Origin of the sequence: Lachnoclostridium edouardi, from assembly GCF_900240245.1 — a bacterium.
Lineage (GTDB): Bacteria > Bacillota > Clostridia > Lachnospirales > Lachnospiraceae > Lachnoclostridium_A > Lachnoclostridium_A edouardi.
This window is the reverse complement of the sequence record NZ_OESQ01000001.1, coordinates 2,468,901-2,491,478: the sequence shown is the minus strand read 5'-3', so window position 1 is coordinate 2,491,478 and position 22,578 is coordinate 2,468,901. Positions and strand designations below refer to the sequence as shown.

21 protein-coding genes are annotated in these 22,578 nt (G+C 43.0%); 4 read left to right on the top strand and 17 right to left on the bottom strand.

Annotated features, from left to right (window positions below; all coding sequences use genetic code 11):
• Window positions 1-33: 33 nt before the first annotated feature.
• The 5 genes from yiaK to C1A07_RS11780 all read right to left on the bottom strand — a co-directional run bounded on the left by yiaK (window position 34) and on the right by C1A07_RS11780 (window position 5,063).
• Window positions 34-1,044: a 3-dehydro-L-gulonate 2-dehydrogenase gene (yiaK, locus tag C1A07_RS11800; protein WP_101877281.1), complete on the bottom strand. Its 1,011-nt coding sequence runs from the start codon at window positions 1,042-1,044 to the stop codon at window positions 34-36.
• A 20-nt stretch (window positions 1,045-1,064) separates the two neighbouring features.
• Entirely contained in the window at window positions 1,065-1,871 is an 807-nt protein-coding gene (locus C1A07_RS11795) for an HpcH/HpaI aldolase family protein (RefSeq protein WP_101877280.1), read from the bottom strand.
• A gap of 20 nt (window positions 1,872-1,891) precedes the next feature.
• The gene (locus C1A07_RS11790) at window positions 1,892-3,391 is read right to left on the bottom strand and encodes a tripartite tricarboxylate transporter permease (RefSeq protein ID WP_101877279.1); all 1,500 of its coding nucleotides are present in this window, start codon (window positions 3,389-3,391) and stop codon (window positions 1,892-1,894) included.
• An 18-nt stretch (window positions 3,392-3,409) separates the two neighbouring features.
• Window positions 3,410-3,907 (bottom strand): tripartite tricarboxylate transporter TctB family protein, encoded by a 498-nt coding sequence (locus tag C1A07_RS11785; protein ID WP_101877278.1) that lies wholly within the window; start codon window positions 3,905-3,907, stop codon window positions 3,410-3,412.
• A gap of 100 nt (window positions 3,908-4,007) precedes the next feature.
• A complete protein-coding gene (locus tag C1A07_RS11780) occupies window positions 4,008-5,063 on the bottom strand; it encodes a tripartite tricarboxylate transporter substrate binding protein (protein ID WP_101877277.1) in 1,056 nt (351 codons plus the stop codon).
• Between the two features lie 219 nt (window positions 5,064-5,282).
• On the opposite strand from C1A07_RS11780, the gene C1A07_RS11775 reads away from it, so the two are divergent.
• Entirely contained in the window at window positions 5,283-6,176 is an 894-nt protein-coding gene (locus tag C1A07_RS11775) for a LysR family transcriptional regulator (protein WP_101877276.1), read from the top strand.
• Between the two features lie 71 nt (window positions 6,177-6,247).
• Here the strand turns inward: C1A07_RS11775 and C1A07_RS11770 are convergent, their stop codons facing one another.
• Window positions 6,248-7,603 carry an enolase C-terminal domain-like protein gene (locus C1A07_RS11770; RefSeq protein ID WP_101877275.1) on the bottom strand — a complete coding sequence of 452 codons (1,356 nt, stop codon included), beginning with the start codon at window positions 7,601-7,603 and terminating at the stop codon, window positions 6,248-6,250.
• 182 nt (window positions 7,604-7,785) lie between these two features.
• Between C1A07_RS11770 and C1A07_RS11765 the strand changes: the two genes are divergently transcribed.
• Entirely contained in the window at window positions 7,786-8,691 is a 906-nt protein-coding gene (locus C1A07_RS11765; RefSeq protein ID WP_101878129.1) for a LysR family transcriptional regulator, read from the top strand.
• Here the strand turns inward: C1A07_RS11765 and C1A07_RS11760 are convergent.
• The 8 genes from C1A07_RS11760 to C1A07_RS11725 all read right to left on the bottom strand — a co-directional run bounded on the left by C1A07_RS11760 (window position 8,667) and on the right by C1A07_RS11725 (window position 15,965).
• The gene (locus tag C1A07_RS11760; RefSeq protein WP_101877274.1) at window positions 8,667-9,317 is read right to left on the bottom strand and encodes a bifunctional 4-hydroxy-2-oxoglutarate aldolase/2-dehydro-3-deoxy-phosphogluconate aldolase; all 651 of its coding nucleotides are present in this window, start codon (window positions 9,315-9,317) and stop codon (window positions 8,667-8,669) included. The two genes, C1A07_RS11765 and C1A07_RS11760, sit on opposite strands and share 25 nt — an antisense overlap.
• 17 nt (window positions 9,318-9,334) lie before the next feature.
• Window positions 9,335-10,351 carry a zinc-dependent alcohol dehydrogenase gene (locus tag C1A07_RS11755; protein ID WP_180952243.1) on the bottom strand — a complete coding sequence of 339 codons (1,017 nt, stop codon included), beginning with the start codon at window positions 10,349-10,351 and terminating at the stop codon, window positions 9,335-9,337.
• A complete protein-coding gene (locus tag C1A07_RS11750) occupies window positions 10,348-11,109 on the bottom strand; it encodes an SDR family oxidoreductase (protein ID WP_101877272.1) in 762 nt (253 codons plus the stop codon). The genes C1A07_RS11755 and C1A07_RS11750 overlap by 4 nt, the downstream gene beginning before the upstream one ends.
• A 74-nt stretch (window positions 11,110-11,183) precedes the next feature.
• Entirely contained in the window at window positions 11,184-12,464 is a 1,281-nt protein-coding gene (locus C1A07_RS11745) for a TRAP transporter large permease (protein ID WP_101877271.1), read from the bottom strand.
• Window positions 12,461-12,973, bottom strand: a complete 513-nt coding sequence (locus tag C1A07_RS11740; RefSeq protein ID WP_180952242.1) for a TRAP transporter small permease — start codon at window positions 12,971-12,973, stop codon at window positions 12,461-12,463. Before C1A07_RS11740 ends, C1A07_RS11745 begins: the two co-directional genes overlap by 4 nt.
• Window positions 12,974-12,992: 19 nt before the next feature.
• Entirely contained in the window at window positions 12,993-13,994 is a 1,002-nt protein-coding gene (locus C1A07_RS11735) for a DctP family TRAP transporter solute-binding subunit (protein WP_101877269.1), read from the bottom strand.
• 14 nt (window positions 13,995-14,008) lie between these two features.
• Window positions 14,009-15,157 (bottom strand): galactonate dehydratase, encoded by a 1,149-nt coding sequence (gene dgoD / locus C1A07_RS11730; RefSeq protein ID WP_101877268.1) that lies wholly within the window; start codon window positions 15,155-15,157, stop codon window positions 14,009-14,011.
• 49 nt (window positions 15,158-15,206) lie between these two features.
• A complete protein-coding gene (locus tag C1A07_RS11725) occupies window positions 15,207-15,965 on the bottom strand; it encodes an IclR family transcriptional regulator (RefSeq protein WP_101877267.1) in 759 nt (252 codons plus the stop codon).
• Between the two features lie 346 nt (window positions 15,966-16,311).
• Here C1A07_RS11725 and C1A07_RS11720 point away from each other — a divergent pair, with 346 nt between their 5' ends.
• Complete coding sequence (locus C1A07_RS11720; protein ID WP_101877266.1) at window positions 16,312-17,343, top strand: zinc-dependent alcohol dehydrogenase; 1,032 nt, start codon at window positions 16,312-16,314, stop codon at window positions 17,341-17,343.
• A 34-nt stretch (window positions 17,344-17,377) separates the two neighbouring features.
• Complete coding sequence (locus tag C1A07_RS11715) at window positions 17,378-18,397, top strand: sugar kinase (protein ID WP_180952241.1); 1,020 nt, start codon at window positions 17,378-17,380, stop codon at window positions 18,395-18,397.
• A 74-nt stretch (window positions 18,398-18,471) separates the two neighbouring features.
• Here the strand turns inward: C1A07_RS11715 and C1A07_RS11710 are convergent, their stop codons facing one another.
• The 3 genes from C1A07_RS11710 to C1A07_RS11700 form a co-directional block, all read right to left on the bottom strand.
• A complete protein-coding gene (locus tag C1A07_RS11710) occupies window positions 18,472-19,614 on the bottom strand; it encodes a glycerate kinase family protein (RefSeq protein WP_101877264.1) in 1,143 nt (380 codons plus the stop codon).
• A 152-nt stretch (window positions 19,615-19,766) separates the two neighbouring features.
• Window positions 19,767-21,032, bottom strand: a complete 1,266-nt coding sequence (locus C1A07_RS11705) for a M18 family aminopeptidase (RefSeq protein WP_101877263.1) — start codon at window positions 21,030-21,032, stop codon at window positions 19,767-19,769.
• Between the two features lie 11 nt (window positions 21,033-21,043).
• On the bottom strand, window positions 21,044-22,450 hold the full coding sequence (locus C1A07_RS11700) for an APC family permease (RefSeq protein WP_101877262.1): 1,407 nt from the start codon (window positions 22,448-22,450) through the stop codon (window positions 21,044-21,046).
• Between the last annotated feature and the right edge of the window lie 128 nt (window positions 22,451-22,578).

Sequence of the window (22,578 nt, the reverse complement as noted above, 5' to 3'; positions counted from 1 at the left end):
CCCCTTCTTATTTATTTTGTATCCTGTATCCTGTTACAGAGAAAGAATTTCATTCCAAATAACGTCTTCCACAAAAATTCCTTTTTCGTCGTGCTCTTTGCGAAAGTTAATATAATCGTCCCCCGGGGCGAAAATTCCAGTAGAATGTTCTGCTAAAGCAGCTCCCTTTAAATGCTTTACTGCTTTTTCAATTTCCTCCCCCATTCTTTCTCCGTCTACAGTTTTCTTAGGGTCAATAAGAATCATTACCTGGGAAGCGCCTCCGCAGCTTCCTTTTCCCACATGGTCTAAATCAGAGGCACCAATGCCGTCTGTGAGAAGGGTTGCCACTAAATCCAGCATAAAGGAAAAGCTGGAGCCCTTCCAATATCCAATAGGAAGCATTCTTCTTGTTTTTTCAATGGTGCCTGGATCATCTGTAATATTTCCATCCTCATCAAATCCTCCTGGAAAAGGCAGTTTTTTTCCAGCCAATCTAAGCATAGCCAGCTTTCCATAAGCATATTGGGAAATAGCCATATCCAACATCATTGGCTCTCTTCCATCTGCTCCCGGCACTGCCATAACAAAAGGATTATTGCCTAAACGGCACTCCTTTGCACCCCAGGGAGGCATAACAGATTCTGTATTAGTCCACATAATAGCAATGTAGCCGCGGTTTGCCGCGTAAAGTCCGTAGCTGCCGCCTCTCATCCAGTGAGTAGTATTTTTTAATCCTACCATTCCGATTCCGTACTGGCTGGCCAGCTTCATCCCTTCTTCTACGCCGTACATTGCGTTTAAAACGCCTGGGCCCATGTTTCCGTTATAAATTCTGATGGCGCCGCAGTCTCTTTCTAAAGTAGGATCAGCCTGAATGTCCACCCAGCCTTTTTTAATGTAATCCACAAACCTGGCCACTCTTCCGGTGCCGTGGGAATAAATTCCGTCATATGTAGATTCTGTATGGACTCTGGCGCAGATATCGGCCTTTTCCTCTGTCATTCCATATTTCATAAAAACCCGTTTAATTTGGCTTTCTATTTCTTCAAATGATAATCTCATAATTTTCTCCTCTAAGCTGTTTATCTGATTAAACCTTGTTCTGCCATTAAATTTAAAAGCCGGTCCCCCTGGTCTGCCAGGAAATTTTGAAGAATCCTTAATTCCAGACCAATGCTGAAATCCTTTACCCCTAAATCCAGATAATATCTGGCCTCCTCTGCGCTGTTTAACTCACATCTGGGGCGTATTCCGTGGCTGATTGCAGTTTCTATTACCTTTTTTTCTGCGGCCTGCACCCTTTTTTTGTCATCTCTCATATTAAATCCAGAGCTTAATGCAAAATCATTTGGCCCAAACTGTATCATATCAATTCCGGGAACGCTGCAGATTTCTTCAATACAATCTACCGCCTCTTTTTTCTCAATCATAAATGCTTTTACCGTCTCAGCGGCCATCTGGGCATATTCCTCCTGGGTGGCTGTACTTTGATATCCAATCCATCTTCTGTTGGCGTATCCCATTTTTCCGTTGTATGCAGGGCACTTAGGCAGAATCAGCTTAATAGTTTCCTCTACTTCCTCCGGGGAGGTATGATCTGTAAATAATACAGACTGGAAACCAGAGGCCACAGCCTTCTGGGCCACAAATCCTCTATTTTGGTAGTCCACCTTTATCATACTCATCATGTGGTGAACTTCTGCGGCCCGAACAATATTTTCCAAATCATATTGATTATAAGGAGCATATTCTGCTGTAAATTCAATATAATCGTATTTTCCCAAGGCTCCTACTGCTTCTGTCACAATGGGCCATGTAGAATGAAGTCTGGTTCCCACTGTTCCCGCCCTGTCATTTAGCAGCTGCCGGAATTGATTTTTATAATACATATTCGCCTCTCTCCTTTTCTTTATGCGGCCTGTCTTGCCTTTTTTATTTCACCTATAGCTGTATATACAACTGCAATTACTGTGCAAATAAGGAATACTGCAGCAATAGGGGACTGAATAATCGGCAGGAAGCTTCCGTCTGTTTTCATCAGGGAACGCCTTAAATAGGTCTCCAACAACGGGGCCAAAATAAATCCTACAACAAGAGGGGCCAGCGGGTATTTATATTTTTTCAAAACATATCCTAATAAGCCGAATAAAACCATAATTAAAATGTCCAGGCTGTTGTTATTTGCGCAGTAGGAGCCTACAAAGCAGCACACAATTACTACTGGCAGCAATAATGTGGACGGCACGGACAACATTTTAGTAAAAATAGGAAGTCCAAAATATTCCATAATGAAGAACATTACATTGGCCAGAATAAACGCGGCTAAAATAGCATATACCAGCTCGCCGCTTGTTTTAAATAAAAGCGGTCCCGGGGTTACATCGTGCATCTGGAAGCCGGCCAGGATAATGGAGGTTGCATTATCTCCCGGAATACCTAAGGTTAAAAGAATAATAACAGCTCCGCCTACAGTAGCGTTGTTGGCTGTCTCTGAAGCCACCACGCCGTCGGGAATACCTGTTCCGAATTTTTCAGGATATTTAGAAGTTTTCTTAGCATAAGAATACGCCATTAAGTTACTTACATTTCCTCCTAAGCCGGGAAGAATACCGATTACCAGTCCAATAATAGCGCAGGGAATAGCTGTCTTCATGTGGAATAAAAACTCCTTCATGCTCAGTCCAAAGCCCTTTACCTTTTTCTGCGGCACATTAGTAATAGACACTACCTGGGCGGAATGGGCTTTATCCCTGGCTGTAATCATAATCTGAGATACAGCAAATAAACCGATTAATACTGGAACCAGGTTAAATCCATTAGCCAGCTTGTTAATTCCAAAGGTATAGCGGTAGTAAGAGCTTAAACTGTCAGTTCCCACAAATCCTAAAGAAATTCCCAGAAGGCAGGACAGCAGACCCTTAATCATACTTCCCTCTGAAAGAGCGGAAACAGTAGTTAAAGCAAAAAGAATAATTGCAAAATAGTCATATGAACTAAATTTTAATGCCACTCTTGCAATGTATGGCCCTACAAAGGACAGCACTAAGGCGCCAAAAATTCCACCGATAAAGGAGAATAAAACAGCTGTGCCTAAGGCTTTCTTAGCTTCCCCGTTTTTGGCCATAGGGAAACCGTCAAAGCATGTTGCAATAGACGAGGGGGTGCCTGGTATGCCCAGCAAAATAGCAGAAATCAAACCGCCGGAGCAGCCTCCCACATAAATGGCCATCAGAAAAGAGATTCCGTTTACAGGGTCCATTCCAAATGTAAATGGAAGCATAATTGCCAAGGCAGTAAATGCGGAAAGTCCTGGAAGAGCGCCGATTACCAGCCCTCCAAATACACCGCCTAACATCAGCAGCAAGGTTGTCAAATTAAAAATATCCTGAAATCCCTGGAGTAATTCCATTATAAGTCTCCTCCTCTATTAGAATAAAGCGCCGGCCGGCAACGCAATGCTGAATACCTTCCAGAAAATAGTGTTAATAAAAATTGGAACAATTACAGCTACCAGCACAAGAATTGTCATCTTCTTTTTATTTTTTAAGTCCTCCTTCTGCATCAGCACAGCCCCCTCAAATAACAGATACAGTATAGAAGTGATGGTAAAGCCGATTTGAAGAACCAGCACATAATAAACAAATAAAGCGGCTGTTGTAAGGAATAAAGGCTTGTTAATTCCCTTTCCTTCTTTCTTTTCCGTTTTTTCACTTTCTTTGGCGGGAAGCTTTTTCATATTAGAAACAGATAATACAATCTGCATCACAGCCAGAATTCCTATTAAAACAGCCACTGCTTTAGGGAAAAACCGGGAGCCCAGGATGTCGGATGTGGTGGCGGGAATCCAGTAAGAACCTACGTACACAAATACTGCAAACAGGAAAAATGCCACTGCTGAAAAAATATCACTGCGTTTTTCTTTCATTATTAATCTCCTTCTAGTTATTTAGTTTCCTATAAATCAAGAAAAAGGAACGGAACGTATTTTCACGCCTCCGTCCCCTCATTTTTCTATAAAATGTGTATTACTGCTGCTGTAAGAATGCGTCCTTATATGGCAGAAGACCTGTCTCATACATTTGATTTGCAAACTCCTGGGCTTCTTTTCCCGCCATAAAGTCTACTGTCAGATAGTAGCTTTCCATAGAGGAAATAAATTCCGGATCTTCTGTTGCTTTTTTAACTACATCTGCTAAAGCCTCTACTGTTTCGTCCGGAACCTCAGGTCCTGTTCCAACCCAGAAAAACTTGCTGAAGTCTACGTCCTTTAAGCCGTAGTCAGAGGCCATGGGAACATCTGCAAGCAGTTCATTCTTCTCAGCTCCTAAAAGGCACAGTGGAATAAATTCGCCTGTTGTAAAGTAATCAGTAGCTAAGGCATAAGAAATATTAATAACATCTGTCTGCTCGCCTAACAACGCCGTCAGCTTTGCAGCGTTATTTCCAACATCTACAAACTTCAGATTAGCGTCCCATTCTTTGTTCATTGCAATTCCGCAAATCTGATTGGAAGCGCCGATTTTTCCGCCGTATTCAATACTGTTTGGCTCTGCCTGAGAAGCCTTCAGAAGGTCTTCTAATGTATTCCATCCAGAGTTTTTGTTCACTGCTAAAACAGTTGTATTATCAATTACAGGAATCGCCACTGTTTTAAAGCTGTCAATATTAATCTGGGAGCTGCCCTGCATATAAGGCACAAACAAGTCTGTTCCGTTTACCACCAATGTAGTGCCGTCCGGCTTAGCGTCCAGACATTCCTGCATTCCCATAACAGTGGCTCCGCCGTCTACATTTTTTACAACTACATTGACGCCTGCATACTTCTGCATGTACTGAGCCAGCACCCGGGCGTTTCTGTCTGTGTCGCCGCCGGCCTTTACCGGACAGATCAGTGTGATAGTATCTTTAAATTCATATCCGCCTTCCTGGGAAGCTTCCCCGCTTGCGCCGCCTGCTTCTCCCTCATCTGCCTTTGCCTCAGTTTGAGCTGTTGTCGGAGCCTCCTCCTTAGAGCCGCAGCCTGCCAACATAGAAACTGCCATGGCAGTGCCAACAATTATACTTACAATTTTCTTTCTCATAACATCCTCCAATTTTTGCTTTTTTCAACTGTATATGCTATACTACCTAATGTAAAATAAAAATGAAATTATACCATGGATTGTTCTGCAGAACTGTCTATTTTGTACAGCAACCATGGTTTATTTATATCATAATCTATTTATTTTTTCCAATATATAACTTTGATAACCTTAATAGAATTTTTCGATTGGCACAAAGATTGCTAAGGAGATAACAATTTGGATATAAAGTATTTAACCTACATTATTGCGATTGCAGAAGAAAAAAATATGACAAAAGCCGCTGAAAAGCTGTTTGTATCCCAGTCCTCTCTCAGCTATTATCTGTCAAAACTGGAACAGGATGTGGGAACTCCTCTTTTCCTCCGCGCCAAAAACGAACTGCTTCTCACGCCTGCAGGCCAGCTGTATGTGGAGGCGGCTCAAAATGTGGTGGAGATTAAAAAGCAGCTGTATAAAAACATATCTGATCTGGACCACAAGGCTCACATTGTCATTTCCACCACCTCTCTTTGGGGCAACAGATTATTTGCAGATGTTATCCCTCAGTTCAGGGAGGCTTTTCCGGATGTAACGTTTGAATTGTCTCAGACAGAAATCATTTTCCTGGAAAAAGAGATTGCCGACGGGAAAGTAGATTTTGCTTTAATTTCTGTGGACTCTAAGGACGAGCTGGACGACACCACAGAGCTGCTTCGGGAGGAGGAGGTTTTATTTGCCGTGCCTAAAAACCACCCTTACTGTCAGTCTCATCCAGGAGCGGAAATATCCCAGAAGGAGCTGATGTCCAGCTTTTATAATGATAATTTTCTGCTGTCGCGAAAGGGTTCTGCCAACCGCCATCTGGCCAACCGGCTGTTTACCCAATATTCCGCCTCTCCTCCCTCCCACATCTGCGAGGTAAACGGACTTTTGCTTACCTGCGATATGGTAGCCCAGGGAACCGGCGTAGCTTTTATACCTGTTTCCGGAAAAGCTCAGGAAAATCTTGTTCATTATTATTCCCTTTCTCCTAAGCTTTATCGCTACAATATTTTAGTTCACAGAAAAAATCTGGTTCTCAACAGACCAGAACAAGCATTTTTTGATTTTGTGAAAAATTATTTTCATTAAAAAACGCCACATTTTACAAACCGCATTTTCCTGCCGCTTGTAAAATATGGCGCTTTTATTTATTGCCCGGCTTATCGAACTAAGGCTGGTTTTTTAGAATCAAATTTCCATCCTGGAATTAAGAACTGCATAGCCTCTGCATCATCTCTGTCATGGTTTTTCAGGTTTTTGTACAAGGCATTTGCTTCCATTACTCTTTCCATATTAATAGTTACACCCAAACCAGGTTTTTTCGGAACCTCTAAGTAGCCGTTTTTAATCTCAGGCGTATCCAGAAGCAGATTCTGTCCGTCCTGCCAAATCCAATGAGTATCTAAGGCTGTAGGCGTGCCTGGAGCTGCAGCTGCCACGTGGGCAAAGGCTGTCAGCGTAATATCAAAATGGTTGTTGGAATGGCTTCCCCATGTAAGTCCCCAGTCATTTAACAGCTGAGCCATGCGCACGCTTCCTCCAAATCCCCAGAAATGAGGATCTGCCAGCACAATATCCACAGCCTTTAAAGCCGCCGCATGATAAAACTGTCTCCAGTCAGTAGCAATCATATTGGTTGCTACAGGAAGGTTCACTGCATTCTTAAATTCAGCCATAATCTCTCTGCTGGAATAACCTGCCTCAGGACCGCAGGGATCTTCTATATATGTAAGAATTCCTTCCATAGGTTTACAGATTTTTATTGCCTCGTCTAAACTCCAGGCTCCATTAGGATCAATGTTAATTCTTCCGTCAGGATAAGCTTTCTTTAAAGCTTTAATGGCTTCCATTTCCTCAGCTCCGGCTAAAACTCCGCCTTTCAGCTTAAAGTTTCTGAAACCATATTTTTCCTGAAGTACCTGAGCCTGCTCCACAATTCTTTCTGGCGTCAGCATTTCCTGACGGCGCAGCTGAAACCAAGGGTCCTGGCTGCCGCTTTCGTCAATATAAGGTAAATCTGCCTTGTTTTTATCGCTGACATAAAATAAATATCCTAAGGTTTCTACCTGATCTCTCTGTTTTCCGTCCCCTAAAAGCTCGCATACAGGAAGTCCTAAATATTGGCCTAAAAGATCCAGCATTGCACATTCAATGGCCCACTCTGCTTTTACTACAAATTTCAGCTTACTAATATCCAGACTCTGAATTCCTTCTCCGTCGTCCTCGTCAGCCCGTTTTGCCGCCTTGTGGATATTGTCTAACACCTTCCGGTACATTCCCACCTGCTGCCCCTCTACCAAAGGAATACAGCTTTCTAAAGCTGCGCAGGTGTAATCTCCTCCGTGAATTTCTCCGATTCCGGTGTGGCCGGCGCTGTCCTTTAAAATTACCAGGTTTCTTGTAAAATAAGGGGCGTGGGCGCCGCTTAAAGTCATTAACATACTGTCGTAGCCTGCTACAGGAATTACTTTCATCTCTGTAATAACAGGAGTTCCATATTCTGTTTTGTGATCCATTTTTCCTCCTTCAATTTTAAAGCTGCAAAAAATCCATTTTCTGCTGTTTTTACGGCTTTTATTCTGTTGTCATTTTGCTATAATAATATTACAGAATATTACAGGAAGCCAATACTTATATTTAATGACTGCCATCAAATTTTCTAATACTAATAGATAAAATAACTGAAGGGGGAATGATTTTGGACGTTAAATATTTAAATTATATTATTACAATCGCCAAAAAGAAAAATATGACAAAGGCAGCAGAGGAATTATACGTATCCCAGTCCTCCCTCAGCCAGTATGTGAGTAAATTGGAGCAGGAATTGGGAACGCCTTTATTCCTCCGGGCCAAAGGCGAGCTGGTTCTCACTCCCGCCGGCATTTTATATGTAAATGCGGCCCAAAAGGTTATTGCCATTCAAAAAGAATTATATCAGGATATTGGTGAATTGGACCTGAGAGGTCATATTACCATCGGCGTCACCTCCCAGTTCAGCTTAGAAATGCTGACAGAAATTATCCCCAGATTTAAGGCTGATTATCCTAAAATTACTATTGAAATAACAGAAACTAATATTCCCACTCTTGTCAGCTTAATTGCAGAAGAAAATGTAGACTTCGGCATTGCGGCCTTAAATACTACTTCCGCCTTTTCCCATGAGCAGGTAGATATTTTGAGAAACGAGGAGATTTTTTTAGCAGTGCCGGTAGATCACCCTTACTGTAAAATCAATCCAGGGCCTACTGTGTCTCTTCAGGACCTGAACGCTTATTTTGGCGACGACAACTGGCTGCTGTCCAAAAAAGCCTCCTCCCTCCGCTATGTTTCAGACAATGTTTTTCATTTGTCCGGTTTGTATCCTAAGGCTATGTGTGAAACCAACAGCATAACCACCACACGGAGTATGGTGGCCATGGGAATCGGCGTAACCTTTCTGGCTGAATCCTGCGCCTCTGCCAGAGACAAAATTGTATATTATTCTCTGGAGCCTAAACAATACCGTATGAATGTTTTAATACGGCGGAAAAACTGGACCTTAAATTCCTGGGAAACAAAGCTGTATCACTATATCCGCGATTATTTTTCCAGCTGCTCTGTATAAGCCTTAGCCAAAGCTGTGATTTCGTCAAATTTTCCGGCTTCAATCAGGGAGTTTTTCACAATATTAGAGCCGATTCCCACACTGGTAAAGCCGTTGTCCAGAAATTCCCTGATATTCTCCACATTTACTCCCCCCACTGCCATAAGAGGCACGTGGTTAATTGGGCCTCTAATCGCTTTTACATAGTTAAGCCCCATATTTCCTGCCGGAAACAGCTTAACAATAGAAGCTCCGGCCTGGTAAGCTGCGGCGATTTCTGTTGGAGTTAAGGCTCCCGGCACAGCCGCCATGCCTAATTTAACAATTTTCTTAATCACATCTATATTAGTATCCGGGGCCAGGGCAAAATCTGCCCCGGCCTGATAAGCTGCTTCGGCCTGCTCTATTGTCATAACAGTGCCTGCGCCAATACACATTTTATCTCCCAGGGCCTGTTTTACCTGTTTAATAGAGGTTTCTGTGTCCTGGATGCAAGTGTCAGAGGCCTGATTAAAAGTAATTTCCAGACTTCTCACTCCTCCGTCATACAGGGCCTTAGCTGTTTTTACCATCAGCTCCGGCTTTACGCCTCTGGAAATAGCCACCAGCTGATACTTTAATATCCACTCTACTACTTTATTTTCCATAATTCTCCCTTCTTTCATCAGATTTCAAACAGCACCTTCATCATATTTGTTTTGCCGCTGATTATTTCCTGAAAAACCTCCTGTCCCTTTTCCAAAGGAAATGTGTGGGATACTATAGAATTTATTAATTCCTTATGAGTCCTTACATATGAGGCTGCGTCTTTAAAGTCCAGCTTTGTGTACACTCTGGTGCCCACTATAGTCTGCTCCTTAAAGTTTACTGCTCTTAAATCCATTTCTGCCGGGTGCTTAAATACACTTAATAAAAGAATTTCTCCCCGCACTCCCACATAATCTGTCATAGACTTAGCCACGGCGCCGCTTCCGCTGGCCTCTATTAACACGTCCACTCCTTCTCCTTCCGTTTCCTGCAAAATATAGGAGGCTACGTCTGTATCCTTTGGATTTAAGACCTCTAATCCCAGCTTTCTGCCATACTCCGCCCTCTGTTCATTGGCTTCCACTGTAAAAATTCTGCCGGCTCCCCAGTCCTTTAACATTAAAGCAGTTAAAAGTCCCATAGGGCCAAGGCCTGTTACACATACTGCAGAGTAAAAACGATTCTGAAGCATACGAAGGCCATGGACCACCACTGCCGCCGGCTCTATGACTGCGGCAGTTTTCAGATCCATATCTCCCGGCATTTTAATCAGGCAGCTTTCTGGTATTGCGGCGTATTCTGCCATCCCTCCGTCTGTATCTGTTCCATACAGGCGGAGACTGCGGCATACATGAGTATGTCCGTTTAAGCAGGCCCGGCATTTGCCACAGTAATATAAAGGATTTACCACTACCTTATCACCTGGCGTAAGATCAGTTTCCACTCCCTCTCCAACAGCTTCCACTGTTCCTGAAAACTCATGTCCCATAATCAGAGGGGCCTTTGCCCTTGGATGAGTTCCCAAATATACGCCTACATCAGAACCGCAGATTCCTGCATAAGCTACTTTTATTAATACCTTTCCCTGATAATCAGGAATCTTCCTTTCTTCTAAAACCACCTTTTCTTTTTCTATCCACACTAATGCTTTCATTTTACTAAATATCCTCCATCTACAGGAATAATAGCTCCCGACATATAGTCGCTGGCATGGGAGGCCAGGAAAACAGTAATCCCCTTCATATCCTCCGGAGTTCCCCATCTGCCGGCGGGGATTCTGGATAAAATCTGCCCGCTTCTTTCCTTGTTTGCAAGCAGAGCCGTATTTAAATCCGTGGCCATGTAGCCCGGGGCAATGGCGTTTACATTAATTCCCCTGCCGCACCAGTCATTTGTAAGCTCTTTTGTAAGCTGAGCCACTCCGCCCTTTGCGGCGGCGTAAGCAGGCACTGTCTGGCAGCCAAAGAAGGATGCCATGGAAGCCACGTTAATAATTTTTCCATAGCCTTTTTCCAGCATAACCTTGCCGGCTTCCTGATTCATAATCCACACGGAATTTAAGTTGATGCTCAGCACCTCGTCCCATTCCTCCATAGGAAATTCTTCTGCACTGTGGCGCCTTTGAATCCCTGCCGCCGTCACCATAATATCCAGCTGGCCTTCTAAAAGCTGTAAGCTTTCTTTAAAGGCTTTATAATTTTCCTCCCTGGAGCGCAGGTCTGCTTTTACTCCATAACACTGATAACCTTTTTTACAGTATTCCTCTGCCTTAGAAAATGCCAGGTCAGAAGACCCTATAATTACTACATGGCAGCCGGCCTCTAAAAGAGCCTCGGCCATTCCCATGCCCAGTCCTCTGGTTCCCCCTGTTACAATGGCTTTTTTTCCTGAAATATTAAATAAGTCCTTCATTTTTTCCTCCTGATTCTTTACTATAAGCCCTGTCAATACACAAAGTCCTGTGAGAATATACTATTGAGAGCATACTATTTCAGCAGGTTTGGCAAGAAGAGAGACAAAAACGGCACAAAGGCAACTAAAAAGGCACATGCCAGCTCCACTCCGATAAACGGCATGAGAGCTTTTGCTACTCCGCTGACAGGGCGGCCGCTGATTCCGCAGGCCACAAACATACACGTTCCAAAGGGCGGCGTCACCTGTCCCATAGCTAAAACAAATACTACCAGCAGCCCGTAGTGAATTGGATCTACTCCGTACATCACTGCAAGAGGAGCCAGAATCGGGCCTAAAATCAGGATAATGGAGCCGTTGTCCATAAACATTCCTGCGATTGTCAAAAGTATAATAGTCAGTACTAAAAACAAAAATTTAGATGTACAAAAACTCATAAACCAGGCAGCCACAGCTGACGGAATATTGTAATATGTAATTAAGTATCCAAATACCTGGGCAGTTACAACCAACATCATAATATTGGCTGTGGACACGGCCGTACCTTTTAAAATTTCCCACAAGGTTTTTGCGCTCATTTCCCTGTACACTAAAAGGCACACCAGAAGGCCGTAAAATACAGCTACTACAGCTGACTCTGTTGGAGTAAATATTCCTGCGTAAATCCCTCCTAAAATAATAATAGGCATAAGCAAAGCCCAGATAGCATCCTTTGTAGCAGTGGCCGCTACTGAAGCGCTGAATCTTTCTTCCTTTGGCCAGTTGTTCTTTTTAGCCGCATACCAGGCGTATACGCACAGCAGAATACCTGCCAATACTCCCGGAATAATTCCAGACATCAGAAGACCGGAAATAGACACTCCTGTAACGTTTCCATAAATTACAAATACAATACTTGGAGGAATTACAATTCCCAGGGTTCCTCCCACAGCCTGAACAGCTGCAGAGTAATCAGACGGGTATCCTTTTTTTACCATCTCCGGATGTAAAATGCCGCCTATGGCTGCTGTTGTGGCTACAGAGGAGCCGGAAATTGCGGCAAAAAATGTACAGGACATTAAAGCTACAATAGAAAGTCCTCCTGAAATCCATCCGAAAAACGCGTTTGCAAATCCTACTAACCGCTTAGACAAACCGCCTTTGCTCATTATGTCTCCTGCCAGCATAAAGGCCGGTACTGCCAAAAGAGCAAAGGAGTCAGAGCCTGCAAATAACCTTTGGGCAATAATCACATACTGTAAATCTGGATTTAATGCAATGGAAACTACGCTGGCCAAGGCCAGGGACCATATAATAGGCATACCTAAAAGCAATGCCACAATTAAAACTACAATCAACGCTACTGCTGCATTCATATCTGCTTTTCCTCCCCTTTATTTTCTATCCCCATAGCTTCCCTGATATTGTCAATGATTTTAAATACAAGGGAAATTGCGGCCAAAATATAGCTGACAAAAATAGTGCCGTACATAGTGATCATAGGAATTCCCATAGCCGGGCTTTTTTGTATTTTTCCAATAGTAAACATTCTGGAGCAGCAGATGACAATAATAATACTTACAAGCAGCGCCAGTATTTTCCTCACTGTATCTAAATATTTGTCTGCCTTCTCCGGAAGGAAACGGTCAATTAAGTCAATGCTGATTAACATGTCGTCTTTGATTGCCACTGTCAGGCCAATCATAATCACAAATACAAATAAATATCTGGACAGCTCCTCAGACCAGGGAAGGCTGTAAAAAATCACATAACGTGTAAGAGTCTGCAGCATGATTACGCTCATCATAATAGTTAAAGCAATGCCGATCAGCCCTAACAGCAGATTCTGGACTTTTGAAAAAGCCCTTTCAACTTTCTTATACATAACACAGCTCCTTTTCATTTTATCTTGCAGCTTCAATCATATCTACAATGTTCTGATAAACCTTGCCATACTCCTTGCGGAATTGGGCGCTGGAGTCAATAAACTGCTGCTTATCTGGCTTTGTAATTTTCATTCCCTGCTTCTCCAGCTCCGCCATAGCCTCGTCCGCCTGACGTCTCTGCTCCTCTCTTTCATACTGCCCTGCTTCTTTTGCGCATTCTTTTATTATCTTTTGCTGATCTTCTGTGAGAGCATTCCAGGCGTCCTTGCTCATCAGGAAAAAGATAGAGCTGTAAACATGCTCGGTCATAGCCAGCTCTTTATTTACTTCTGCCACATTGTTTCCTAAAATAACGCTGAGCGGATTTTCCTGCCCGTCAATGGCCTTCTGCTGCATAGCTGTATATGCTTCGTTCCAGGACATAGGCACAGGGTCTGCGCCCATGGATTTCCAGAACTCCTGATGAACCTTGTTGTCCATAGTTCTGATTCTCAGGCCCTTTATATCTTCTACCTGGTTTACAGGATGCTTACTGTTTGTCAGGTTTCTGAAACCTACCTCCCAGATATCTAATACCTGTGTCCCCATAAGATCTGTAATTTCCTGACTGTAATATTCTCCTGTTTCTCCCTCAAATACTCTATCTGCATGTTCATATCCTTCAATAATATAAGGAATATCAACTGCCGCTAAATCAGTGACAAAGCTGGATAATACAGACTGGTTCACCACTCCCATATCCAGGGTTCCCAGCTGTGTATTTACTACATAATCACTGGCGCTTCCCAGCTGGCCGTTGTTGTATACCTCTATTTTAATCTTTCCGTCCGACCTTTCCTCCACCAGCTCTGCAAATTTGAAAAGTCCAATAGATACCGGAACTGTATCTGCTGAGTCATGTGCTACTTTAAATGTAAGAACCCCGTTTTCATCCGGCTTTTTCGCCTTGTCAAAGGAACTGCAGCCTGCCTGTGAAATTAAAAGCAGCCCCGCCATCATTATACAAACCAATTTTTTCATCGTTTTCCTCCACCTTACCATTCGGCAACTGTGCCGTCATAGTTCCTCCATAAAGGATTTTTCCAATTATGCCCTATTTTTGCCGCCTCCAGCACTTTCTCCTTATTTACCTTTACTCCCAGTCCCGGTCCTTCAGGAATTTTAATAAAGCCGTTTTCAAATTGGAACAAATCCTTATTTTCAATATAATCTAATAAATCTCCGTCTTTATTGTAATGGATTCCCAAACTTTGCTCCTGAATAAATACGTTTGGAGTACACGCGTCCACCTGAACACAGGCCGCCAAGGCAATAGGCCCTAAAGGACAGTGAGGCGCCACACCTACGTCAAAGGCCTCGGCCATTGCCGATATTTTTTTCACCTCGCTGATTCCCCCTGCGTGGGATACATCTGGCTGAATAATATCTACATATCCGTCCATCAGCAGATTTTTGTAGTCCCATCTGGAAAACATTCTCTCCCCTGTGGCAATGGGAGCAGAGGTGTGCTTTACAATTTCCCTTAACGCTTCATTATTTTGAGCCATCACCGGCTCCTCAATAAACATCAGCTTAAACTGGTCCAGTTCCCTTGCCAGAACCTTTGCCATAGTTTTATGTACCCGTCCGTGAAAATCTACCCCGATTCCCAGCTGATATCCGAATTTTTCCCGCACGGCGGCAATCCTTTCAGCTACCTCTTCAATTTTCCCAAAACTATCTACATAATGTATCTCTTCTGTGCCGTTCATCTTTACAGCTGTACATCCGGATTTTATTAAAACCTCTACTCCTTCTATTACATCTGAGGGCCTGTCTCCCCCTACCCAGCTGTAAACCTGAATCTTATCCCTGCATCTTCCTCCCAGCAGGTCATACACAGGGGCATTATAATATTTTCCCTTAATGTCCCAAAGAGCCTGGTCAATTCCGGCAATGGCGCTCATCACCTCAGGGCCGCCTCTATAAAAGCCTCCCCGATACATTGTCTGCCAGTGATCTTCAATAAGAAGGGGGTCTTTCCCGATTAAATAACTGCTAAAATCCTCCACCGCTGTTTTTACAACAGAGGCTCGTCCTTCCACTACCGGCTCTCCCCAGCCTGTAATTCCTTCATCTGTCTCCATCTCCAGAAAAAGCCATCTGGGAGGAACGGTGTACAGATTCATTTTTGTTATTTTCATTGTCTCCTTTTCTTACCTTTCCCTTCGACGATTTCATATTCTCCCTAAATTATAAGTTCATATAAGCTACAATCTGAGTGGCATAAACAGCGTACTCATTTAGCAGCCTTTCAATAACCACCTGCTTTTCCGCAGAATAGCGGAATGTAGGCACAGCCACGCTGAAAGCTGCGGCCACAGAATTATTTTTATAAATAGGCTTTGCCACACAGCGTATCAATTCATTTGACTCTTCACATTCATAAGCCAGAGAAGTTTCCTTAATTTCCTTCAACTGCCGATACAACTCGTCGAAGTCTGTGATCGTATGAGCAGTTAAAGGCTTCAGTCCTTCCGGGTACAGTCTGTGAAGCTCCTCCATAGAAGCTCCTGCCAATAAGGCCTTTCCTATGCCGGTGCCGTATGCAGGCAGCCTTTTTCCTATAGCAGAATACATACGGATAGGCTCTGTGGAATCTACCTTGGCAAGATAAAGTACATTTCCGCCGTCTAAAATTCCAAAGTGAACTGTTTCTCCGCAGCCCTTGACAATCTCCTGCATAATGGACGTAATATCCTCAAATGAATTAGAGCACTGCATATACCTGCTTCCAATTTCAAATAAACGGATTCCCAAAGTATACATTTGAGATTGGTCATCATAGCTTAAATATTTATTCTCTTTTAAGGTATGTATAATGGGGGACAAGGTTCCCATAGGAATCCCCAGCTTGTTGGATATCTCCGTCAGCTTACATCCCTTGCCCTCTGCTGAAATCAGCTCCAAAATAGTAATAATCCTTAATGTTGGCTTATGTTCTGTGTTCATCTTTGTTCCTCATTCCTATATACGAATTTAATTCCCAATTACGAATTTACTATATCAACATTTCCAGCTGCTGTCAATAGAGTTTTTACAAATCGTTGTTAATTTTTTATATATTTTTCCCATATTTCCTCTTTTTTTATTATTTTTTCACATTTTATATTGACTTTAAAAAATCTCCGTGTTATTCTTAATTTGCAAATACGTATATAATTTGTATATACGAATTATTCGAGAGGCAATCATTTAGAAACAAATTCCTAATATTCACATTCCTAATTACATTCCTTTTTCCTTATAATACGAATTTTTCTAATTACACCTATTAATGAATGAATAAGGAGGAGCTATGAAAGCCCTTGTATTAACAGGAAAATCTCAGTTTCAGTACACAGATGTAGAAAAGCCTTCCCCTGCTTCAGATGAGGTGTTAATCCGCTTAAAGGCATGTTCTATATGCGGCAGCGATATTCACGGCTGTCAGGGAGGCAGCGGGCGGAGAATTCCGCCTATTATTATGGGACATGAGGCCTCCGGAATTATTGAGCAGCTGGGGGAGCAGGTTACAGATCATTTCATCGGGGAGCCAGTAACCTTTGATTCTACTGAATTTTGCGGTTCCTGTGATTTCTGCAAAAAAGGCATGACGAATCTCTGCAAAAACAGAAAAATCACAGGAGTGTCCTGCACAGATTACAAAAAGGACGGAGCCATGGCTGAATATATTACTGTAAAGGCCCGCACCTTATATTCTATTCCCCCTTCTGTTTCCTTTGAGGAGGCTTGTTTAATTGAGCCTTTAGCAGTGGGACTTCACGCTGTCCGTTTATCTCAGCCTGAAAAAGACTATACAGCTGTGATTATAGGCGACGGAACCATTGGCCTTATGGTTCTCCAGGCTGCAGCCGCAGCCGGCGCCGGGAAAATTATTATAGTGGGAATGCAGGATTACCGCTTAAACGCTGCCAAAGCCTTTCCCCAGGTATATACAGTAAACAGCAAAAAGCTGAATCCCTTAAATACTATAATGAATTTGACAAACAAAGAGGGGGCTGATATCATTTATGATGCTGTTGGAACTGGAAAAACTATGCAGGATGCTTTTTCATATGTAAAAAACGGCGGGAAAATCATTTGTATCGGCAATGCTTCCGTAACAACAGATTTTCCTCTTCAGGAATGTATTGTCCGCCAAATACAGGTGCTTGGCAGCTATTCCTCTGCCGGAGAATATGCATATGGACTTCAGCTTATGGAGCAAGGGCTTATAGACCTTACTCCTTTCACAAAATATACCTGTCCTCTATCCCAGGGAGAAAAGGCCTTTCATCTTTTAATGGAGGGGAAATCTGAGATTTTAAAGGTAATTTTGAAAATGTAATAGAAGGATTTAAGGAAAAGAGGATGAAATATATATGAACAAAAAATATGACTTAATTTCTCTGGGAGAAATTATGCTGCGCTTAACGCCTGTTCAGGATGAGCGAGTAACCAGAGGCGGCTTTTTTATGCGCCAGGCCGGCAGCGCAGAATTAAATGTAGCTGCAGGAGCCGCTCTTTTAGGCCTGAATACAGCTATGATCACAAAGCTTCCTGACAACGATCTGGGCACATATATTAAAAACTGCGTCCAGTCCTGGGGAGTTTCCACTGAATTTCTGCTTTATGATTCTCACCCGGAAGCCCGGCTGGGCGTGTATTATTATGAATTCGGCGCAGCCCCCAGAAAGCCAAAGGTTACATATGACAGGAAAAATTCTTCCATTAACAGACTGCAGGTTTCTGACCTGCCGGAAGATATTTTCACAAGCACCCGCTGCTTTCACACCAGCGGCATAAGCCTGGCTCTCAGCCCTCAGCTTAAAAGTACAGTGATTCAGCTGATCAAACGCTTTAAACAGGGAGGCGCCTTAATTTCTTTTGATGTCAACTACAGAGCCAATTTATGGGATGGACCAGAGGCTAAGAAAACCATTGAGGAAATTCTTCCCTTTGTAGATTATTTTTTCTGCTCCGCAGACACTGCTCGCCTTACATTTTTAAAGAAAGGCACAGACAGGGAAATTATGGAAAGCTTTGCAGAGGAATATCCAATGTCTGTCATTGCTTCTACCAGAAGAATTGTTCACTCCCCCAAGCTTCACACCTTTGATTCCCTGGTATATGATGTTAAAAAACAGGAGTATTACGAAGAAAAACCTTATGAAAATATTGAAATAATAGATCGTTTAGGCAGCGGCGATGCATATTTGGCCGGAGCCCTTTACGGACTTTTATCAGAAAACGGCAGCTGCCAAAAAGCCTTAGAGTATGGCAATGCCGCCAGCGCTGTGAAAAATACAACTATGGGAGATCTGCCCATGGCTGATTTAAAAGAAATACAGTCGATTATTCAGTGCCATCACTCCTCTTTTCAGCTGGAGATGGATAGATAAACAGGGAAAGCAAATTCTTTCGCCATTATAAAAGGGGGCTTGAAAAATCCAAGCCCCCAGTGTATCAATCTATATTACTTCTTAATCTCCATTCCAACCTTTAAAAGACGGAATAATCTGTCTGCCGCTCCTGCATACAGCTCTTCTGCTCTTTCCAGAGCCTCGTCAATTTCCATAGCTCCGTTAATAGTAGGAATAATGCTTTCTACGCCAAATTCAAAAATCTTATCAGCGCCTTTGCCCATGCCGCCTACAATAGCAACTGCAGGGATTCCCTTATTTTTGCTGCGCATACCGATTCCGCTTGGAACCTTTCCAAATGCTGACTGCCAGTCAATTCTTCCCTCGCCTGTAACTACTACGTCAACGCCTTCTAACAGTTTATCAAACTCAATCAAATCCAAAACTGTCTCAATTCCTGACTTCATGTTGGCATTCAGGAATACTTTAAACGCTGCTCCCAAGCCGCCTGCCGCGCCTGTGCCCGGAACTGTGTCTACGTCGATGCCTGTCTTGTCAAGAAGCAGCTTTGCATACTTTTTCATGCCAGCTTCCATCTCGTCTAAAATCTCAGGAGTACCGCCTTTCTGCTTTCCGAAAGTATAAGTAGCTCCGTCAGGACCTGTTAAAGGATTTGTAACGTCGCACATAATGGTAAACTCTGTTTCTGCAACTGCAGGGTGAAGTCCCCTTACATCAATGTCAGCCACTTTGTTTAAATCAGATCCGAAACCGGAAAGTACATTTCCCTCAGCGTCTAAAAACTTAACGCCTAAAGCGCTCATAGCGCCCATACCGCCGTCGTTGGTAGCGCTTCCTCCCAGAGCGATAGAAATTTTTCTGTAGCCGGAGTCTAAAGCGTCCCGAATCAGCTCCCCTGTTCCATATGTAGTTGTATTTAAAGGATTCCTTTTATCTACAGGAACCATTGGAAGTCCTGAAGCTGCGGCCATCTCAATAATGGCGGAGTCTCCGTTAAACTCTCCGTATGTAGCGTCGGCATCTTCCATTAAAGGGCCGTGTACCTTTACTGTTTTAATATTTCCCTTTGTCACTGCAATTACTGCGTCTACTGTTCCCTCGCCGCCGTCAGCTACAGGCACGCCGAATGTCTCGCAGCCTGGAAATATTTTGTTGGCAGATTCTGTCAGCAGATCAATGATTCTCTCAGATGATAATGTTCCTTTAAATGAATCAGAAGCAAATAAAAATTTCATAGCACCCTCCATATCAATACTTTTCTCTTATCTCAAGGCATATGCGCCTGTTTTTCCGCTTTAAGCGGCAAACCCCATTGGGGATTATTTTTTATATTATAGCATAAATCCTTTATTAGCGGAAGCCACAGACGCATACTTTCTATGTTCTTTTAGCAGAAGAATTTCTCAGCAGCCTGAATTAAATACCACGTATCCTTTATTCCCGCTGTCTCATAAGGAGAATGCATAGCCAGCTGAGGCAGACCGATGTCCACTGTATTTAAGGCCACCTGGGTGTTGGAAATATTTCCCAGTGTAGAGCCTCCCAGAATGTCAGAACGGTTTGTAAAGTTCTGGAAAGGCACTCCCGCTTCCCTGCAAAGATCTTTAAACATAGCCGCTGACACGCCGTCTGTACAGTACTTCTGATTGGCGTTGTGTTTAATTACAATTCCCTCGTTTAAATAAGGGCGGTTTACAGGATCAGCCATATCCATATGATTTGGATGAATGGCATGAGCGTTGTCCCCGGAAATCATAAAGCTGTTGGCCAAAGCTGTCAGGTAATCTTCAAAATTAAGGCCTAAGGCCAAAATAATTCTCTGAAGAGTGTCATAGAGGAATGTGGACGCCGCTCCCTGCTTTGTTCCGCTGCCTACCTCCTCATTGTCCAAAACACAGTGAAGAGCCGCGTACTTATTTTTCTCCCCTTTTAAAAATCCTTTTAAAGAGGAGAATGCACACTGCAGATCATCCAGGCGGCCGCTGGAAATAAATTCTTCCTCAGCCCCCCAAATACTTCCCTTTACTCTGTTGTATAAAAACAGGTCGTGGCCCAGAATATCTTCTTCCTTTACTCCTGCGTTTTCACTGATAACCTTCATAAATGTGCCCTTAGCGTCAATGCCGCCGTAAAGAGGCAGCATATCCACCTGCGCATTATATTTATATCCGTCGTTTACCTGGCGGTTCATATGAATAGCCAGGTTGGGAATCATCACCAAATCCCTGTCCACATTTACCAGCTTTTCTCTAAAGCGTCCCTGCTCCTTTACAATCACACGGCCCGCTACAGAAAGAGGCCTGTCAAACCAGGGAGCGCACAGCATTCCGCCGTACCTTTCCACGTTCAGCTTTACATATTTTTTATCTGCCTCCATCTCCGGATTCTCTTTAATCTTAAACGTAGGAGAATCGCTGTGGCTGGCCATAATGCGAAATCCCTTCAGCTCCTGGGGGAGGGAAAATGCAATTAAAGAGGAGCCGTTTCTGGAAACAAAATATTTTCCCCCTTTATTTAAGCTCCACTTTTCTGTCTCCTTTACTTCCTCATACCCTTCTGACAGAAGCTCTTCCTTCATTGTCTCCACCGCATGAAAGGGAGAAGGACTTTTTTCAATAAATTTCAGTAATTCCTCTGCTGTCTCTCTATACATTTGAAAACCTCCTATTTGTTGGTCCTTTTAGCTACCATAGGCATAACAAAGCCCAGGGCGATAAGCACAAAAGGCGTAATAATATTTAACGCCAGCTGGAATTTATCTTCAGACCATATGCCCAGTATACATGCAAATGCTGTAAACAAGAAACACCAGCCGCCGAAAATCATGCCAAACGTTTTATTTTTTACAAATCTGTACTCTGCATGGAACTTCTCCCCGGCCCTCTTTAAGGCAATGTAGGCCACAAATACCCACAAATAACGGAGAGGCATACATACGGCGTTAACCTTTACCAGCCAGCGCACTAATGTATCCACACTGTCAATTCCCACTGCAGGCACAATAATTAAAATAGATACAATTACTGCAATCATTATATTTCCGTTAATATAAGCGCCGAACTTATTTTTCTTAAATAATGGAGCCGGAATATAATTTCTGTCGGCGCTGTCTAAAAGGATTCTTAAAGGCGCGTCAATAGAAATAACCAGGGTGCTGAACTGGCCGATACAGTTCGTAATTGCATAAATTACAACAAACAAATTCCCTACGTGGTAATATTCACCTAACTTCTGGAATGCATAATACGCGCCGTTTGTCATCAAATCATTTGGAATATTGTTAGAGTCAAACATCATTCCCAAAGCAATGGTGCCTAAAATCGCGCACACTGCCACCATTGCAGCCAAAGCAAACATACCTTTTGAGAAATCCTTAGCCGGATTTTTCATTTTATTTACATAAGGAGAAATCTTCTCGCAGCCGCCTACTGCAAAAACTAAAATAGACAAACTTAAAAAGAAGTTCTTGTCAAATGTAGGCATAATATTTTTTACAGACCAGTCTATATCAATAAACTCTCCCCCTGTAATCACAGGAGCGGCCATCATCATTAAAATAAAAAGAATGGACATGACAAACATTGCAGAGCCTGCCAATGTAGTCAGCACTTTCAGAATGCCTAAGCCTCTGGACGCTACGTAAAGAGCAATAAAGAATACTGCCAAACAAACCAGCTGTAAAATCAGAGTATTCATCTGGCTGATTCTGCTGTCCTGAAAGACAGCCCAGCTGGCGGCAATCAGCGCTCCATTAGGCTTTTGGGAGATGTAAGGCATGTGCACCACCCAGTATGTCCAGCCGGCAAAGTACGCCATCTGAGGGCCTATAGTTTCATGGACCCAGGAGCTGACTCCTCCTCCTGCTTCTTTAAAGGCGCTTCCCATTTCACCTACCATCAGAGCATAGGGCACAAAGTAAATGGCAAAAATCAGCAGCCAGGATACAATGGCTTTTAAACCGCCATATTCGGAAAAGCCGTTAATTACGTTTCCAAATCCCCATACAGTAGAGAAGGCCATAAACGCCAGGCTGTACCACAAAATCTTTTTGTCGCTTGTGTTCTGTTTCATTATAAAATCCTCCATTTTTATTCCATAGGCACATTAGACCCATAACTACAGATTATACAGAAATTTTACCTTTTTCGCAAGCATTGGTTGGCAAATAAAGTAAAAACACTTGTTTATTATGCCCTGAA

What these genes read in the sequence shown, in the direction of transcription:
- C1A07_RS11705 (WP_101877263.1), bottom strand. Translation starts at nt 21,032, where the DNA reads ATGTATAGAGAGACAGCAGAGGAATTACTGAAATTTATTGAAAAAAGT.
- C1A07_RS11790 (WP_101877279.1), bottom strand. Translation starts at nt 3,391, where the DNA reads ATGGAATTACTCCAGGGATTTCAGGATATTTTTAATTTGACAACCTTG.
- C1A07_RS11770 (WP_101877275.1), bottom strand. Translation starts at nt 7,603, where the DNA reads ATGGATCACAAAACAGAATATGGAACTCCTGTTATTACAGAGATGAAA.
- C1A07_RS11780 (WP_101877277.1), bottom strand. Translation starts at nt 5,063, where the DNA reads ATGAGAAAGAAAATTGTAAGTATAATTGTTGGCACTGCCATGGCAGTT.
- C1A07_RS11715 (WP_180952241.1), top strand. Translation starts at nt 17,378, where the DNA reads ATGAACAAAAAATATGACTTAATTTCTCTGGGAGAAATTATGCTGCGC.
- yiaK (WP_101877281.1), bottom strand. Translation starts at nt 1,044, where the DNA reads ATGAGATTATCATTTGAAGAAATAGAAAGCCAAATTAAACGGGTTTTT.
- C1A07_RS11795 (WP_101877280.1), bottom strand. Translation starts at nt 1,871, where the DNA reads ATGTATTATAAAAATCAATTCCGGCAGCTGCTAAATGACAGGGCGGGA.
- dgoD (WP_101877268.1), bottom strand. Translation starts at nt 15,157, where the DNA reads ATGAAAATAACAAAAATGAATCTGTACACCGTTCCTCCCAGATGGCTT.
- C1A07_RS11785 (WP_101877278.1), bottom strand. Translation starts at nt 3,907, where the DNA reads ATGAAAGAAAAACGCAGTGATATTTTTTCAGCAGTGGCATTTTTCCTG.
- C1A07_RS11700 (WP_101877262.1), bottom strand. Translation starts at nt 22,450, where the DNA reads ATGAAACAGAACACAAGCGACAAAAAGATTTTGTGGTACAGCCTGGCG.
- C1A07_RS11735 (WP_101877269.1), bottom strand. Translation starts at nt 13,994, where the DNA reads ATGAAAAAATTGGTTTGTATAATGATGGCGGGGCTGCTTTTAATTTCA.
- C1A07_RS11750 (WP_101877272.1), bottom strand. Translation starts at nt 11,109, where the DNA reads ATGAAGGACTTATTTAATATTTCAGGAAAAAAAGCCATTGTAACAGGG.
- C1A07_RS11755 (WP_180952243.1), bottom strand. Translation starts at nt 10,351, where the DNA reads ATGAAAGCATTAGTGTGGATAGAAAAAGAAAAGGTGGTTTTAGAAGAA.
- C1A07_RS11720 (WP_101877266.1), top strand. Translation starts at nt 16,312, where the DNA reads ATGAAAGCCCTTGTATTAACAGGAAAATCTCAGTTTCAGTACACAGAT.
- C1A07_RS11740 (WP_180952242.1), bottom strand. Translation starts at nt 12,973, where the DNA reads ATGTATAAGAAAGTTGAAAGGGCTTTTTCAAAAGTCCAGAATCTGCTG.
- C1A07_RS11725 (WP_101877267.1), bottom strand. Translation starts at nt 15,965, where the DNA reads ATGAACACAGAACATAAGCCAACATTAAGGATTATTACTATTTTGGAG.
- C1A07_RS11710 (WP_101877264.1), bottom strand. Translation starts at nt 19,614, where the DNA reads ATGAAATTTTTATTTGCTTCTGATTCATTTAAAGGAACATTATCATCT.
- C1A07_RS11745 (WP_101877271.1), bottom strand. Translation starts at nt 12,464, where the DNA reads ATGAATGCAGCAGTAGCGTTGATTGTAGTTTTAATTGTGGCATTGCTT.
- C1A07_RS11760 (WP_101877274.1), bottom strand. Translation starts at nt 9,317, where the DNA reads ATGGAAAATAAAGTAGTAGAGTGGATATTAAAGTATCAGCTGGTGGCT.